Origin of the sequence: Paraflavitalea speifideaquila, assembly GCF_032395985.1 — a bacterium.
Classification (GTDB): Bacteria; Bacteroidota; Bacteroidia; order Chitinophagales; family Chitinophagaceae; genus Paraflavitalea; species Paraflavitalea speifideaquila.
Window position 1 is genome coordinate 370,714 of sequence record NZ_CP135920.1, and the last position, 15,009, is coordinate 385,722.

General features: G+C 45.7%; 13 protein-coding genes and 2 pseudogenes. 7 read left to right on the top strand and 8 right to left on the bottom strand.

Annotated features, from left to right (window positions below; translation table 11 throughout):
• Window positions 1-639 precede the first annotated feature (639 nt).
• Window positions 640-1,671, bottom strand: coding sequence for a helix-turn-helix domain-containing protein (locus RS881_RS02630; protein ID WP_315819668.1), 1,032 nt, complete (start codon window positions 1,669-1,671; stop codon window positions 640-642).
• 989 nt (window positions 1,672-2,660) lie between these two features.
• Between RS881_RS02630 and RS881_RS02635 the strand changes: the two genes are divergently transcribed.
• From RS881_RS02635 to RS881_RS02660, 7 genes and pseudogenes are all read left to right on the top strand, one after another.
• A complete protein-coding gene (locus tag RS881_RS02635; RefSeq protein ID WP_315819669.1) occupies window positions 2,661-2,879 on the top strand; it encodes an ArsR/SmtB family transcription factor in 219 nt (72 codons plus the stop codon).
• Between the two features lie 220 nt (window positions 2,880-3,099).
• On the top strand, window positions 3,100-3,687 hold the full coding sequence (locus tag RS881_RS02640) for an efflux RND transporter periplasmic adaptor subunit (RefSeq protein WP_315819670.1): 588 nt from the start codon (window positions 3,100-3,102) through the stop codon (window positions 3,685-3,687).
• Window positions 3,688-3,710: 23 nt separating this feature from the next.
• Entirely contained in the window at window positions 3,711-4,082 is a 372-nt protein-coding gene (locus RS881_RS02645) for an efflux RND transporter periplasmic adaptor subunit (protein WP_484557614.1), read from the top strand.
• Window positions 4,046-4,171, top strand: coding sequence for a hypothetical protein (locus tag RS881_RS62190; protein WP_484557652.1), 126 nt, complete (start codon window positions 4,046-4,048; stop codon window positions 4,169-4,171). Before RS881_RS02645 ends, RS881_RS62190 begins: the two co-directional genes overlap by 37 nt.
• 103 nt (window positions 4,172-4,274) lie before the next feature.
• Window positions 4,275-7,293, top strand: a pseudogene (locus RS881_RS02650) (efflux RND transporter permease subunit).
• A gap of 76 nt (window positions 7,294-7,369) precedes the next feature.
• Window positions 7,370-7,717: a TolC family protein gene (locus tag RS881_RS02655; protein WP_315819671.1), complete on the top strand. Its 348-nt coding sequence runs from the start codon at window positions 7,370-7,372 to the stop codon at window positions 7,715-7,717.
• Entirely contained in the window at window positions 7,696-8,709 is a 1,014-nt protein-coding gene (locus RS881_RS02660; protein ID WP_315819672.1) for a TolC family protein, read from the top strand. The genes RS881_RS02655 and RS881_RS02660 overlap by 22 nt, the downstream gene beginning before the upstream one ends.
• A gap of 279 nt (window positions 8,710-8,988) precedes the next feature.
• On the opposite strand, the gene RS881_RS02665 is transcribed toward RS881_RS02660, so the two are convergent.
• The 7 genes and pseudogenes from RS881_RS02665 to sufB form a co-directional block, all read right to left on the bottom strand.
• Window positions 8,989-9,303 (bottom strand): DUF59 domain-containing protein, encoded by a 315-nt coding sequence (locus RS881_RS02665; protein WP_315819673.1) that lies wholly within the window; start codon window positions 9,301-9,303, stop codon window positions 8,989-8,991.
• Between the two features lie 16 nt (window positions 9,304-9,319).
• Entirely contained in the window at window positions 9,320-9,742 is a 423-nt protein-coding gene (locus RS881_RS02670) for a SufE family protein (protein WP_315819674.1), read from the bottom strand.
• A gap of 143 nt (window positions 9,743-9,885) precedes the next feature.
• The gene (locus tag RS881_RS02675; RefSeq protein ID WP_315819675.1) at window positions 9,886-11,133 is read right to left on the bottom strand and encodes a SufS family cysteine desulfurase; all 1,248 of its coding nucleotides are present in this window, start codon (window positions 11,131-11,133) and stop codon (window positions 9,886-9,888) included.
• Between the two features lie 200 nt (window positions 11,134-11,333).
• Window positions 11,334-12,497, bottom strand: coding sequence for a Fe-S cluster assembly protein SufD (sufD, locus tag RS881_RS02680; protein ID WP_315819676.1), 1,164 nt, complete (start codon window positions 12,495-12,497; stop codon window positions 11,334-11,336).
• Window positions 12,498-12,707: 210 nt separating this feature from the next.
• Window positions 12,708-12,845, bottom strand: a complete 138-nt coding sequence (locus RS881_RS61480) for a hypothetical protein (protein WP_315819677.1) — start codon at window positions 12,843-12,845, stop codon at window positions 12,708-12,710.
• Between the two features lie 80 nt (window positions 12,846-12,925).
• Window positions 12,926-13,489 carry a Fe-S cluster assembly ATPase SufC gene (gene sufC / locus RS881_RS02690; RefSeq protein WP_315819678.1) on the bottom strand — a complete coding sequence of 188 codons (564 nt, stop codon included), beginning with the start codon at window positions 13,487-13,489 and terminating at the stop codon, window positions 12,926-12,928.
• A 38-nt stretch (window positions 13,490-13,527) separates the two neighbouring features.
• A pseudogene (gene sufB, locus RS881_RS58940) lies at window positions 13,528-14,971 on the bottom strand (Fe-S cluster assembly protein SufB).
• Between the last annotated feature and the right edge of the window lie 38 nt (window positions 14,972-15,009).

The following is a 15,009-nucleotide window of genomic DNA, read 5'->3' on the forward strand; positions in this document are numbered from 1 at the left end:
TCCGGATTACCAGTTTGCATGCTTTCAGCAGCGGAGAGTTGCTGTTCAGCAGTAACCGGTAATCCGGATTAAAACAGTCAGGATGTACAAATCGAATGGTGGTCCTTGCATGATCCCGTGCTCCTGGCAAATAAAGCTGGCCAGCGTTTTAGCACAAAAAATTGGATAAGGTAAGCACAAACACTCCCCTGAGGTTGGATTAATACCCCTTTGGGTAGTAAAAAATGATGCAGAAAGAGAGGATGCCATTAAACCGGGTAGGGCACGTAACATGTTGTAGCCTGGCTATAGCATTTACTCTTCCTTATTTGTGGTTTTTCAGTATAACCGTAATAAGTAAATAATTCCTACCTGTTTCTCAACAGGAATCAAGTTAAGGCTTTGAGTGTTGGCAAATGATGCTTGCCAAATGCAACTTTCAGAGAGTTTTAACCAAGTGTGAAGCGTCAGGAATAAAAAATCTATACTGATGAGGCTACTAAGGTAAAGTTATTTTTTAATAAAAGCTACAACGAATATTAAAATTGCACTTAGTTAGCCGGGTTATCATGCTTATGCATAGTGGTAGTTATTATTCTATTTGCTATATCCCCATTTTGGGAAAATAATAACCCATCATATCCTACTACCAATAGCATACTATATATTGGAAAGCCCTTTTTTCTTTAAACTGCCGGGCGAATAACCATGGTGTTTTTTGAAGATCCAGATAAAATTGCTCACTTTTTCATACCCTAATAGCGTGGCCGCCTGATAAACGGTCAAAGCTTGCTCCAGTAACAGCGTTTTAGCAAAATTCATCTTCTTTTCCAGGTAATACTCATACAAGCTCTTGCCGAAAATGATCTTAAAATGACGCTTTAAAGTCGATTCACTTAAGGACACCTGCTGTGCAATGGTAATTACATTGGGCAGATTACGCTGCAAATGAGCTTGTAGTATGGCCTCTGCCTCCATTACCTTAATAAAATGCGTGTCATTATTACCCGGTACCTGTGGCACACGGCTATTCAACGTTTTATTTAGAAATTCAAGTAGCAACGAGATCCCTAATTGCGCTGCCCGGTTATGATCATGTTCACTGCCCATTACCGAATCGAAAAGCATATTTACATCATTCATGACTGAACCCGTGCAAATACAGCTCAGGATGAACGGGTTCTCCTTTTCATACATTCTATCCAGTAAATTTTCTACCGGTAGTCCTGCTTTGCGCATTTGTTGCGACAACCAGAAACTATTCGTGCTGATCTCTATTACCTGTACCGGCTGGAAGGGAACGATATCATATCTTAGGTCTATATCATTGGCCACCATCAAAGTACTGCGTGTTTCCGTTGGGTTGAATTGCTCATGGCCCCCAATACTTTTCAAGCGGCAACTGCCCGGCGTTAACACATAGATAATGGTAATGCTTTTATCGTTGGGTTCATAACCAGGTCTATGCAATTCTACAGCATGATTAAAGACTACATTCCAGGCCCGCATACAACAACCCGGCTGGATCTGTTCTCTCTTTACCAATCCCTTAGCCAGCCCTCCAGATAGTTGCACAACATCTTTCTCCCTGACCTCTCCATTCAGGTCATTGGCAAATTGTTCAAAATCCTGCTCACATTCAACGGCAGGGAATTTAATACTGTAATGTCTTGTAGGTAGCTTTTGATTCATAAACGGTTTTGAGTAATAACAAATAGGCTTTGCAAAACAACTTGTCAAAGGCAATTAAAGGGGGACCTTAGCTAAACCTGGAAAACAGTTAATGCAATGTTGTTGCCTTTGGTTAAAGGCATTTGGAGATGTTGCTATAAGTATTCTTTGATCTTATCCGGGTATTTATTGATTTCTTTTGGGCAGCTTTACCACCCATCCAAAGCCTTGAGGCTATACAAAAACCACCATTCTTCTACTTCAACTTCCTGGTAGCCTCACATCACATTGAAATTGGCAACTTTAAACAGTTACCTATATATGTAACAAGTAAACTGCGGTAACGTACTAAAGGCAAGACCGTTTTTTTGTCTTTTTTATTGTTAATAGCGATCAACTGTTAGGGTTGCTGCTATTTGTACATAGAAAATCCCAATACGGGAAATGTTTTGCAAGGAGGAATGGGCATAAAAGAAAAAGAATATTTATTTAAAAACAAGCAATCCATGCAGCCATGTAATTCGTATAATCTTTAGCGATACTGCTAAAACAAGCTCATCGTGAAGTTCAGGAATTAAGTAATCAGGTGGGGATCGAACAACGCGTGATGAATAGTACGCCATCTTGTTGCAGGCTAGTAAAGCGTATAGCCATGAATTTACTTTGTCTTGCACACTGCCATCGTAGTAAAATAAAGATCAAAATATTGGTATAAGCAGGGTCATCATTCAATAGGGTATCAATTCACACAGGCGAGCCACCCACCAGGGTGGCTTTTTTTTTATGCCCCATACCCCCATTTAAAAACACTAGCACCTTATTGTTTAAACACCTAATTTTGCTGCTTGGCAACTTGCCAACCCCCTGTTTCATCAACATGTATTTATTGTAAAACCATAAAACTATTCTGCGTGAACGCTTAAAAATAAAGGCGATACGATTAAAAGATATTTTATGGATGCAAAAAAGTAGAAAAGATCTCCAAAGCCCTGGCCGACCCCAGCCGGCTCATGATCCTGAAAGAACTCCGGAAAAATAAGAATTGCTTGTACTGTACAGATGTGTATGATTTCCTGGATCTTACCCAGCCTTCCATTTCGCATCATTTGAAGTTATTGACTGATGCTGAATTGATTATACCTACTAAGGAAGGCCGTAACATGAAATATACACTCAATAATAAAATGATCGATCAATATGTAGGTTTTTTACAGACCTTAAAGGCTTAACAAAAATTTTTTGAAGAAAAACATCGAAAGATTTCAATGTTTCTATAAGTTTGCAGTCCGGTTTTACAAAATGCTTGTCTTCCCACGGCACAAACAGTTGTAATCATCCAACATAAATTGAGCGCCGCGTTTTCCATTATTGCCCTTAGGTAATAGCGGCTGGGAAGCCTGTATTTAAATACATCGAAACATTTGAATATATCAATTTAAACACTGAAATATGAATCACCCACACTTGAAAAACAAAAATTACTGGCTCCTCCTGTTATTGTTGCCCGTAATCATCTTCATCCAGGCTTGTGAAACACAGGCCAATGAACCAAAGCCTGCGATAGCCGCAGCGGCACCCAATCCTGCCGTTCCTGCAGATGGCTATATTGTTCAACCTACTTCTTTCAGCGAAGAAATAGAGATCACCGGTACCCTTGTAGCCAACCAGGAAGTGACCATCGCCAGCGAACTACTGCGCAAGGTGGTGCGTGTACAGGTTAGGGAAGGCAATTATGTAAGCGAAGGCTCCCTGCTATTCCAATTGGATGATGCCGACCTACAGGCCCAACTGGAAAGGCTGCACCAGCAGGAAAAACTGGCTGCTTTGAACGAAGCCCGCCTGAAAGACCTGATTGCCCATGATGCTGCTATTCAGCAGGATTATGACCAAGCCATTACCAACCTGAATGTGCTGAAGGCCGAGATACGCCAATTGGCAGTAACCATCGACAAAACACGTATCCGCGCTCCCTTCAACGGGCGTATAGGTATCGTACGTGTTTATCCGGAGCCCTCGTATCACCCAATACTGTACTGACCAATATTGTAGATGATACCCGCATGAAGGTAGAATTCTCTGTCCCGGAAAAATACGCCAACCTTGTTGCCATTGGTAAATCACAGCGCTTTTCTGTGCAATCCGATACCGCAGCTTACTTTGCCAGCATAGTGGCTAAAGAATCAAAAATGAATGAGCAAACACGTACGCTGCTGGTACAAGGCATTGGCCCCAATCCGCATGGAAAACTGGTGCCTGGCCAAAGTGCAAGGTTAAGTCTGTCTTTGCATAGTTCCAACGACGCCTTGAAGGTGCCCAGCCAGGCCCTCATGCCTTCTTCACAAGGGTATGCCGTATATATAGCCGGAACAAAAAAGTACAACTGGCCCCCGTTACCATTGGTCAGCGCGGTGCCCAGGAAGTACAGATACTGAATGGATTGAACCAGGGAGATACCGTCATCACCAGCAACCTGCTGCGCTTGGTGCCGGGAGCGGATGTAGACCTGGTAAAGATCAAATAGCAGCCAAGCTGCTCTAGCCGCCCCGATTTTATTTATTTAATACAACATTTGTATGAGTGCCATTTCTCAAATGAGCATCTCCAGGCCCGTATTGGCCGGAGTGATGTCTGTCTTGTTAATTCTTTTTGGTATCGTAGGATATACCTTCCTCGGTACCCGCGAATATCCCGTTACCGATTCGCCCATCGTTACCGTTACCACGGTATACCCGGGTGCCAGTGCCGATATTATTGCCTCTCAGGTTACCAAACCACTTGAAGAAGCCGTGGCCGAGGCCAATGGTATCCGAGCTATGTCTTCTGTTTCCCGTGAGCAGGTAAGTATTATAACCGTTGAATTCAACCTCAATGCCGATCTCGAAGCTGCAGCGAACGATGTGCGCGACAAAGTTTCCAAATCGCGGCAACAATTGCCTACCGATATAGAACCTACGATCGTTGAGAAAAGCGGCCCTGCCGACTTTCTCGTGTTCCTCACCGTGCAAAGCGATACCAGAAGTCTGGAAGACATTACGGACTTTGTAAACATCAATATCAAAGAACGCCTTCAATCCATACCCGGGGTTCGATTGGTAGACAGCTATGCCGGACGTAAGCGTGCCATGCGCTTACGCATGGATCCTGTAAAACTGGCGGCCTATGGTCTTACCCCAACGATATTCAGGCGGCCCTTCAAAGAGAGAATGTGGATCTGCCCAGTGGCCGTATCGAAGGACAGAATACCGAAGTAACCCTCCGTACCCAGGGAAGGCTGGTAACAGAAGAGGATTTCAATAACATGATCATTAGCCAGAAGGATGGCGCTATAGTTCGATTCAGAGATATTGGTAATGCCATCATGTCTTCACAGAATGAACGCACGGCCATGATAGTGGCCCATGGCAAGCAGGCCCAATACGGCGTAGGTACCGGTGTGCAACCACAACGTGGCGCCAACTCACTGGCTATTGTGGAAGAGTTTAATAAACGATTTGAAGATATTGTAAAAACCGCCCCCAAGGATTTTAATATCGTTCTGGGTAAAGACTTTACCGTACCTGTACGTAACTCACTGTCGGAAGTGGAAGAAACCTTGTTGCTGGCATTTGGACTGGTAACCTTGATCATCTTCATCTTCCTGCGCGACTGGCGAAGCACGTTAATTCCGTTGGTGGCTATTCCTGTATCTATTATATCTGCCTTCTTTATCATGTACCTGGGCGATTTCTCTATCAACGTACTCACCTTGCTGGGGATGGTACTGGCCATTGGGCTGGTGGTGGATGATGCCATTGTGGTACTGGAAAATATCTATAGTAAGGTAGAGGAAGGGATGAAACCCCTGGAAGCAGCCCGCAAAGGGGCCAATGAGATTTACTTTGCCGTAATCTCCACCACCGTTACCCTTGCTGCTGTGTTCCTGCCCATCCTGTTTTTAGGGGTATTACCGGCCGCCTGTTTAAAGAGTTTGCCATTGTGGTAGCAGGTTCTGTATTGATCTCGGCTTTTGTGGCCCTGACACTTTCTCCCATGATGAGCGCCTACCTCCTCAAGCCGGGTGCTTCACATGGTTGGTTATATCGTAAAACGGAACCTTTCTTCGTGAGCCTCAATAATGGATATGAACGTTCACTCAAAGCCTTCATGCGCTATCGTTGGTTGGGTATTCTTTTACTCCTGGCTTCCTTTGGCCTTGCTTACCTGCTGGGCCCTAAGCTGCCATCCGAACTGGCGCCCCTCGAAGATAGGTCCATGGTAGGCCTCGCAGTAATTGCACCCGAAGGTACTTCCTATGAAAGTATGGAAGAAACCATGAAGGAGATCAATGCCTATGTATCTGATTCTATTCCCGACCTCAACAACAATACTACCTATGCTGGGATTGCGGCTACGGTGGGTACCCTGGTTCAGCCTGTGAATGGTGGGTTCCAATGGATATTCCTCGAAGATCCCCAAAAGCGGAAAAGCAAAATGAGCCAACAGCAGATCTATGATAAGCTGGTAGTGGCGTCACAACGTTTCCGTAATGTGATCCTCATCCCCATACAAATACCTACCATCGGCGGCTTCTCTACCTCCCAGCCTATTGAATATGTAGTACAAGCGCCATCACTCGACAGCCTGATAGCGGTTATGCCCAGGCTGATGGGCGAGGTATACAAGAGTCCCAAACTGGCATTCCAGAACCCCGACTTTAAAGTAAACCGCCCTGAGATCAGTATCTCTATCGACAGGCAACGGGCGGCGCAGTTGGGTATTTCAACACAGGAAATAGGGCGCACCTTACAGCTGGCCCTTAGTGGTCGCCGGTATGGTTACTTTATTTACAACGACCGCCAATATGAGGTAATAGGTCAGCTGGAACGCGTAGAAAGATCAACTCCTGAAAACCTGCGTTCCCTATTCCTGAAGTCGGCCAGCAATGAAATGGTATCCCTGGATAACCTGGTGAGTTTGAAGGAAGGCATCAGTCCGCCTGCTATCTACCGCTATAACCAGTCGTACAGCGTTACCATTGGCGCAACTCCAGCACCTGGAGTGAGCCTGGGTGAAGGCATCAAGGAGTTGGATAAAATAACCGCCAATGTATTGCCCAAAGGATTTAGAACGCAGCTGGCTGGACAAAGTCGTGATTATGCCGAAAGTAGCTCCAGCCTGATCTTCGCTTTCATCTTTGCCATCCTGCTTATTTACCTCGTGCTGGCGGCTCAATTTGAAAGCCTGATCGATCCGTTCATCATCCTGTTAACCGTTCCTATGGCTGTTACCGGTGCCTTGTTGAGCTTATGGCTAACGGGTGAATCCATCAATATCTTCAGCCAGATCGGTATCATTATGTTGATTGGGTTGATCACCAAAAACGGTATCCTCATTGTTGAGTTTGCCAACCAGCGCAAACATGAAGGATTGAAAGTGAGAGATGCTGTTGTATCAGCTGCTACCTCCAGGTTCCGTCCCATCCTCATGACTACCCTGGCCATGATCTTTGGTACCCTTCCCATTGCCCTTTCGCTGGGTACTTCTTCCGGAAGCCGTACCTCATTGGGTATAGTAGTAGTAGGGGGCTCATCTTTGCCGGTATCCTTACCCTATATGTTATACCTGCCGTGTATTCATACTTCTCACGGCCAGCAAGAAAAATAGCAGGTGATGAAGGTCCCTTGCCCCATGGCGCAATACCAGCACCTGCACCCGTTTCATTGAATACAAATGCATCAATATGAGCACTAAGAAAAAAATAGTGTACACCCTTTTATTGTCAGCAGGTTTTCTCCTGCCAGGTGTACACAGTATTGCACAATCATTATCCCTGTCATTGCCAGATGCTGTAAGCCTGGCCATTAAAAACAACCGGTCGCTGAAGGTGTCTGCACTGGATATTGATAAAGCGGCGGAGGAAGTACGCGTAGCCCGCAGCCTGTCATTGCCCACTGCCAGTTTGGGCGGCCAGTACCTTCATTATTTTGTATTACCTGCTTTCTTTGGATTGGGAGAGAGCGGTGGGGAGATAAAGTTCCCTATAGCCGCATCGGCGGCAGGGATCAATTGGCTGCTACCATTTCTGTAGCCTATCCCATTTACAATCCATCGGCAAAGCCTGCCCTGCGCGAAGCACAGTTAAACCAGCATGCACGCCGCACCAACCAAAAATACAATGAGGTCGATGTGTCGGCAGCTGTAAAGCGCATCTATCTGGGTATGTTGGTACTAAATGAAAGATTACAGTTGCAGTATGAAAGCCTGCAACGTAATGAAAAAGCCTTGCAGGATGCCCGCTCCCTATTGGCGCAGGGCAGGGGCTTACGGGTAGATACTTTACGGGCCTATACCTCTGTAAAGAACCTGCAACCCGATATACTTAAACTGAATTATGCCATACAGGTGGGGAAACAACAATTGGTAACACTAATAGGCATTGATTCCGTGCAGGATATTCAGTTAACCGATTCCTTGTCGCTGGCAAAAGATGAGCAGATACCTACAGCAGAGATCATTTATGATGAGGCCAAAACACAAAGGCCCGACCTGCAGCTCCTGGCTATTAACCAACAGATCAGTGATCAGCAGGTATTACAGGCCAAAGCGCAGCGGTTGCCCCAGGTAAGCTTGGTAGGTCAATACCAGGTGCAGAGCCAGGCCAAAGGTGTTAATTTCTTTGATGCTTACTGGCCCTCGGCTTCCTTTGCCGGCGCCCAGGTGGTATTGTCCCTGTTCAGCGGCTACAGGCACCAGGCCAGGATCAGCCAGGCCAAGATCAATAAAGAGCAAACCATCGTGCGGTTGACCGATGCTCAACAACAACTTAAAACAGAAGTAGCCCAGGTAATAGCCAATTTGAATGAAACCTTTGAGCGCATGAAAACACAAGTGCAGGTAAAAGAGACCGCTAAACTGAGCTATGATATCATTCAATACCGGTATTCAAAAGGAGTGGCCTCCAGACTGGAATTGACAGATGCAGAACTGGCATTGACTACCGCACAACTCAATTACCTCGAAGCAGTATTTGAATACCTCTCAGCAAGGATAGAATTGGATAGAACCCGGGGAAGGAATTAAGCAGAAAGATGGTTGTTTACAAGTAGGGTTAAGAAAAAGGCCTGCCAGGGATATTTCCGGCGGGCCTTTTCGTTATTAAGAGGTGACACTTTTCCTTAACCACGCAAGCGTAAAGGTGTCACCTCTCTTGTTTAATGCAAAAGAGGTGAGCCCTTTCCAAAAGGAGTCACCTCTTTTACGTTATTCTCTTCAGTCGCCAGCCTTCCCGACGAATGTCGGGATGACGCCTATTTCAAAGCCTCGGGCTTTGTTCCTAACACCTAAAAGCTAATAGCTGTGTTAGAGAAAGCCTAACTCCAGCTTCGCTTCTTCACTCATCATATCGCGGTTCCAGGCCGGTTCAAATGTGAGCATTACGTTTACGTCTGTTACATGCGGTACTGCGCGTACCTTTTCATCTACCTCCCGGATGATATCCCCTGCTACCGGACAGCCCGGTGCAGTAAGCGTCATCGTGATCTGTACATAGCCATCGTCTTTAATGTCGATGGTATATACCAGGCCCAGCTCATAGATGTTCACCGGTATTTCCGGATCATGCACTGTTTTCAGTGCTTCAATGATGTCCTGTTCCAGTTGCTGTTTGTCTATCATACCTTCACTATTACTATTAAGTAGCCTTGGTTTGCAAGGCCACGGCATACAATTTCATTTGTTTGATCATGGATAGAAGTCCATTTGAGCGGGTTATAGAAAGAATGCCTTGCAAGCCGATCTTGTCTACAAAATACAATTCAGCCTGGGCTATTTCAGTAGGCGTATGGCCTGTCAATACCCTTACTACCATACTTACCAATCCTTTGGTGATGATGGCATCACTATCGGCGGTGAAATGAAGCAAGCCATCCCGGTAATCGGCTTGCAGCCATACCCTGGCCTGGCAACCCCGGATCAGGTTTTCATCCTTCTTATATTCCGCTTTGATCAATGGCAGTTCTTTGCCGAGTTGAATGATGTATTCATATTTCTCATTCCTATCCTCGAAAAAGGAAAACTCATCGATCAATTCATCCTGTATTTCATTAATCGTCATAGTAATATTCTTTATGTACCTGTCACCCTGAGCTTGTCGACTGTCAGGCTGAGCTTGTCGAAGCCGTCTTAAGGGTGGGTCGCCCTTTCCGGGCGGCTCACCCTGTGTCTCCCTGCCTTTTCGCTCGCAGCTCACAGCTTGTTTTACGTCAGCATCGTCACCGCACGCTTTACGCCTGCTACCAGTTGATCAACTTCTTCTTTCGTATTATAAAAAGCAAAGGAAACACGCACCGTACCTGGAATGCCGAAAAACTCCATCAAAGGTTGGGTGCAATGATGCCCTGTGCGTACCGCAATACCCAGGTTGTCGAGAATGACCCCTACGTCATAAGGATGTACTCCCTCAATAATGAACGACAATACACCCGATTTCTTAGCCGCAGTTCCTATGATCCTCAATTTATCAATGGCGCTCAATTTTTCAGTAGCGTATTCCAGCAATTCATGTTCGTATTGCCCTATGGCTGTTAATCCAATATGCGTAAGATAGTCAATAGCTGTGCCCAGGCAAATGCAGGCTTCAATATTGGGTGTGCCCGCTTCAAAGCGGAAGGGAAGATCATGATACGTCGTCTTTGCAAAAGTTACCTGTTTGATCATGCTGCCACCACCCTGATAAGGAGGCATTTGGTTCAGCCACTCTTCCTTGCCATATAGGATGCCAATGCCTGTAGGTCCGTAAATTTTATGGCCAGAAAATACCAGGAAGTCTACATCCAGTTCCTGTACATCCACAGGTATATGCTGTACTGCCTGTGCGGCATCCAGTAATACCGGGATATTATGTTGGTGTGCCGCTTCAATGATTTCCCGCACCGGGTTAATGGTGCCCAGCGTATTGGAGATGTAGGCTACAGAGATCAGTTTTACTTTGTCGTTCAGGAGCTTCCTGAATTCGTCCATCAGCAATTCTCCTTGCTCATTGATGGGGATCACTTTCAGGTGAGCCTTGCGGTCTTCACACATGATCTGCCAGGGTACAATATTGGAATGGTGTTCCATGGCCGATACAAGCACTTCATCACCTTCTTTTATGAATTGCTTGCCATAGCTATACGCTACCAGGTTGATGGCATCGGTAGTCCCCTTGGTAAAGATCACTTCATGTTCATGCCGGGCATTGAGAAAGGCGGTAATTTTTCGGCGGGAGGCTTCATAGGCATCCGTTGCCTTTTGGCTCAGGTGGTGTACACCCCGGTGTACATTGCTGTTGAGCTGCGTATAATAATCTTCTATTCCTTTGATCACTGCCCAGGGCTTTTGTGCGGTGGCCCCATTGTCGAAATAGACCAACGGTTTACCATATACCGTGGTTTGCAGTATCGGAAAATCTTTTCTGATTTGCTGGATGTCCAATGTAGAAGGAGCTACCATAATGTCTGTACTCATGGTCTTTTTAAATTAATGATGAACAATGAGTGTTCTAAGGGACCTTTACGGAGCTATGTTGGTTAAACAAACTACCCTGCCACCCTAATGGGGACAGGGTAGTCTGTATATTGAATATTTCTTTATCCGTGTTCGTATTGCTCACTCACTACTCTCTATTCACAAATGCTATCGAAGCCAACGTTTCTGTCTTCTGTATGCTACTTCAAGCCCTGCTCAATCAACCCATTGATATGCGACTGTACTTCTGGAATAGGAATTTTCTCCGTTACGTCAAAAGCAAAGGCATGGATCAGCAGTGCACGCGCTTTCTCTTCTCCGATTCCCCTTGATTTTAGATAGAACAATGCCTCCGGATTAAATTGCCCCATGGTAGAACCGTGGCTGCATTTTACATCGTCGGCAAAGATCTCCAGCTGCGGTTTAGAATCTATCACCGCTTTTTTGCCCAGTAACATATTGTTGTTCTGCTGGAAGGCATTTGTTTTTTGCGCATCCTTACGAACAAATATCTTTCCATTGAATACACCGGCCGCTTCATCTTTCATCACCCCTTTATACAACTCATTGCTGTTGCAATGTGGTTTGCGGTGATCTACGATCGTATGGTTGTCTACCAGTTGGTGACCGCCTGCCAGGTACAATCCGTACAAATGACTTTCCACGTTCTCGCCATCCAGCGCTACATTCAAATTGTTGCGCCAAAGGCTGGTACCGGGAAAAGAGGCTTTGTAATTATTGTAGGTGCTATTTGCCAGTTGGTACACTTCTGTATGGTGCACATAACGCGCATTACCATCGCCGGCTTGTATATAATAATGTTGTACCTGCGAGTTTTCCTGCAGTACAATTTCTGCTACATTGTTAATGAACACCTGTGCTCCATCAGTGTCAGTAGCATAACTTTCAATGATCTTGATCGAAGCGCTGGTGCCTACTACAAATAACTGCCTGGGTTGAAAATAAGTAGGTTCACTCGTGGTGGTAATATGGATCAGGTGCAAGGGCTTTTCCACCACCGTATTACGCTTCACTTCAATGAACAGGCCATTGCGGAAAAGCGCCGTATTGGCGGCAGCAAAGTGGAATTTCTCCAGGTCAATGTATTTGCCAAAATGCTGTTTGAAGGCCGGTTTGCCCGTAGCATCAGCCAGTGAAGAAAGATGAAGACCTTCTACTGGAACTGCGTCCGACAGGTCGGCCCGGTATTTACCATTTACCAATACAATATGATAACAATCCAGTAATTGGATGGCTGCTTTGGCTATGACCGCTTCTTTTACAGAAAGTACCTCTTCATCCTGCTCCAGTTCATAACCTTCTTTAAAGGTAGGAGCCAGGTTGGTATATTTCCAGTCTTCCACTTTCGTAGAGGGAAGCCCAGTTTCTTAAATTGTTGGAAGGCCTGTTCACGCAATGCACTGAGTTCGGCTCCTTCTGTGGAGGAGACCGATGCCCGCACTGCGTAATCAGCAATGCACTGATCGTATAAAGAGCTGCTTATTTGTGTAATCCTGTTTTCCATTCCCGTTCTTTTTCTGCTGGTTCAATAAATCGTAAGTGGCCGGGCTTCCTTAGCGCGGCAGTAAAATATCTGCTGCTGCTGTTTCTTTGGAATCTTCTTTCAGCCAGTCATAACCCTTCTCTTCCAGTTCCAGTGCCAGCTCTTTGGTGCCCGATTTTACGATCTGACCTTTATACAGTACGTGCACATAATCGGGTACAATGTACTCCAGCAGTCGCTGGTAGTGCGTAATGATGATGAAAGCATTTTTGCCCGAACGTAGCTTATTTACCCCCTGGATACAACGCGCAGAGCGTCGATGTCCAGACCAGAGTCTGTTTCATCCAGGATGGCCAGTTTGGGATCCAGCATAGCCAGTTGGAAGATCTCGTTCCTTTTCTTTTCACCACCGGAAAATCCTTCATTCAGAGAGCGGTTGGCCAGTGCAGCATCAAACTCCAGCAGCTTCTGCTTTTCTTTCAGCAGCTTCAGGAATTCTTTGGCTTCCATATTGGGTTGCCCTTTATAAGCCCTGATCTCGTTGAGCGCAGTCTTTAAAAAGTTGATGTTGGAAACGCCAGGAATTTCAACGGGGTATTGAAATGCCAGGAATACGCCTTCCCGTGCACGGTCTTCGGGTGAGAGGTCAAGAAGGTCTTTGCCTTCAAATATAGCCTGTCCGTCGGTAACCTCATAGTTATCCTTACCGGTGAGTACAGAAGCCAGGGTGCTTTTACCGGCGCCGTTGGGCCCCATGATGGCATGTACTTCGCCAGCCTTCACTTCCAGGTTCAACCCTTTCAGTATCTCCTTACCTTCAACAGATGCTTTCAGATTCTGAATACTTAACATTATTGATGCTTTGATAAATTTACTTGTTGAAAAACCTATTATCCTACCGATCCTTCCAGTGAAATGGCCAGTAATTTCTGAGCTTCCACTGCAAATTCCATGGGCAGCTGGTTCAATACTTCCTTCGCATACCCGTTCACAATCAGTGCTACCGCTTTCTCCGTATCAATACCCCGTTGGTTGAGGTAGAAGATCTGGTCTTCCCCGATCTTGGAGGTGGTGGCTTCATGCTCTACCATGGCCGAGTTGTTCTTCGACTCGATATAAGGGAAAGTATGCGCACCGCACTCATCGCCTATCAGCAATGAGTCGCACTGCGTAAAATTGCGGGCCTGATCTGCCCCGCTGCCTATCTGTACCAGTCCACGGTAACTGTTCTGCCCATGACCGGCAGAGATACCTTTGAAATGATACGGCTGCGGGTATTTTTACCAATATGGTACATCTTCGTACCAGTATCGGCTATTTGCTTGTTCTTGGTAAGGGCAACAGAGTAAAATTCACCGGTTGAATGATCACCCCGCAATATCACACTGGGATATTTCCACGTAATGGCCGAACCTGTTTCTACCTGTGTCCAGGAGATCTTGAATTCACTCCTCTGCAGATGCCACGTTTCGTAACGAAATTGTAGATGCCGCCTTTGCCATCTTTATCGCCGGGATACCAGTTCTGTACCGTAGAGTATTTGATCTCTGCATTTTCCAGGGCGATCAACTCTACCACCGCTGCGTGCAATTGATTTTCATCACGCATGGGTGCTGTACATCCTTCCAGGTAGCTTACATAACTTTCGTCGTCTGCTACGATCAGCGTACGTTCAAACTGTCCTGTATTTTGGGCATTGATACGGAAGTAAGTAGAGAGCTCCATCGGGCAACGTACCCCTTTGGGGATGTATACAAAGGATCCATCGGAGAAAACAGCTGCATTGAGCGCTGCAAAAATATTATCCGTATGAGGTACTACTGTACCGAGGTATTTCTTCACCAGGTCGGGGTATTCCTGTACTGCTTCACCAAAGGAGCAGAAAATAACGCCCATTTCTTTCAACTTGCCTTTGAAGGTGGTGGCTACCGATACACTGTCAAATACAGCATCTACCGCTACACCCGCCAGCATTTGTTGTTCCGTCAACGGAATGCCCAACTTTTCAAAAGTGGCCAGCAGCTCAGGGTCTACTTCATCCAGGCTATTGTACTTGGCTTTTTTGCGGGGAGCCGCATAGTAAGAGATTCCTTGTAGATCCATTTCGGGCATCTCAAAATTCTGCCAGGAGGGCCATTCCATTTTCTCAAATTGACGGTAAGCCTTCAGGCGCCATTCCAGTAACCATTCCGGCTCATTTTTCTTGGCCGAAATAAACCGGATCGTTTCTTCATTCAACCCTTTGGGGGCAATTTCCATCTCAATATTCGTAGTAAAGCCATACTTATACTCTTCCGTTGAGACGTCTTTTAAAATATCTAAATCAGTGCTCATGTTCTTCTTCGCTTGGTTAAGTCAAAAAATAACCGTTG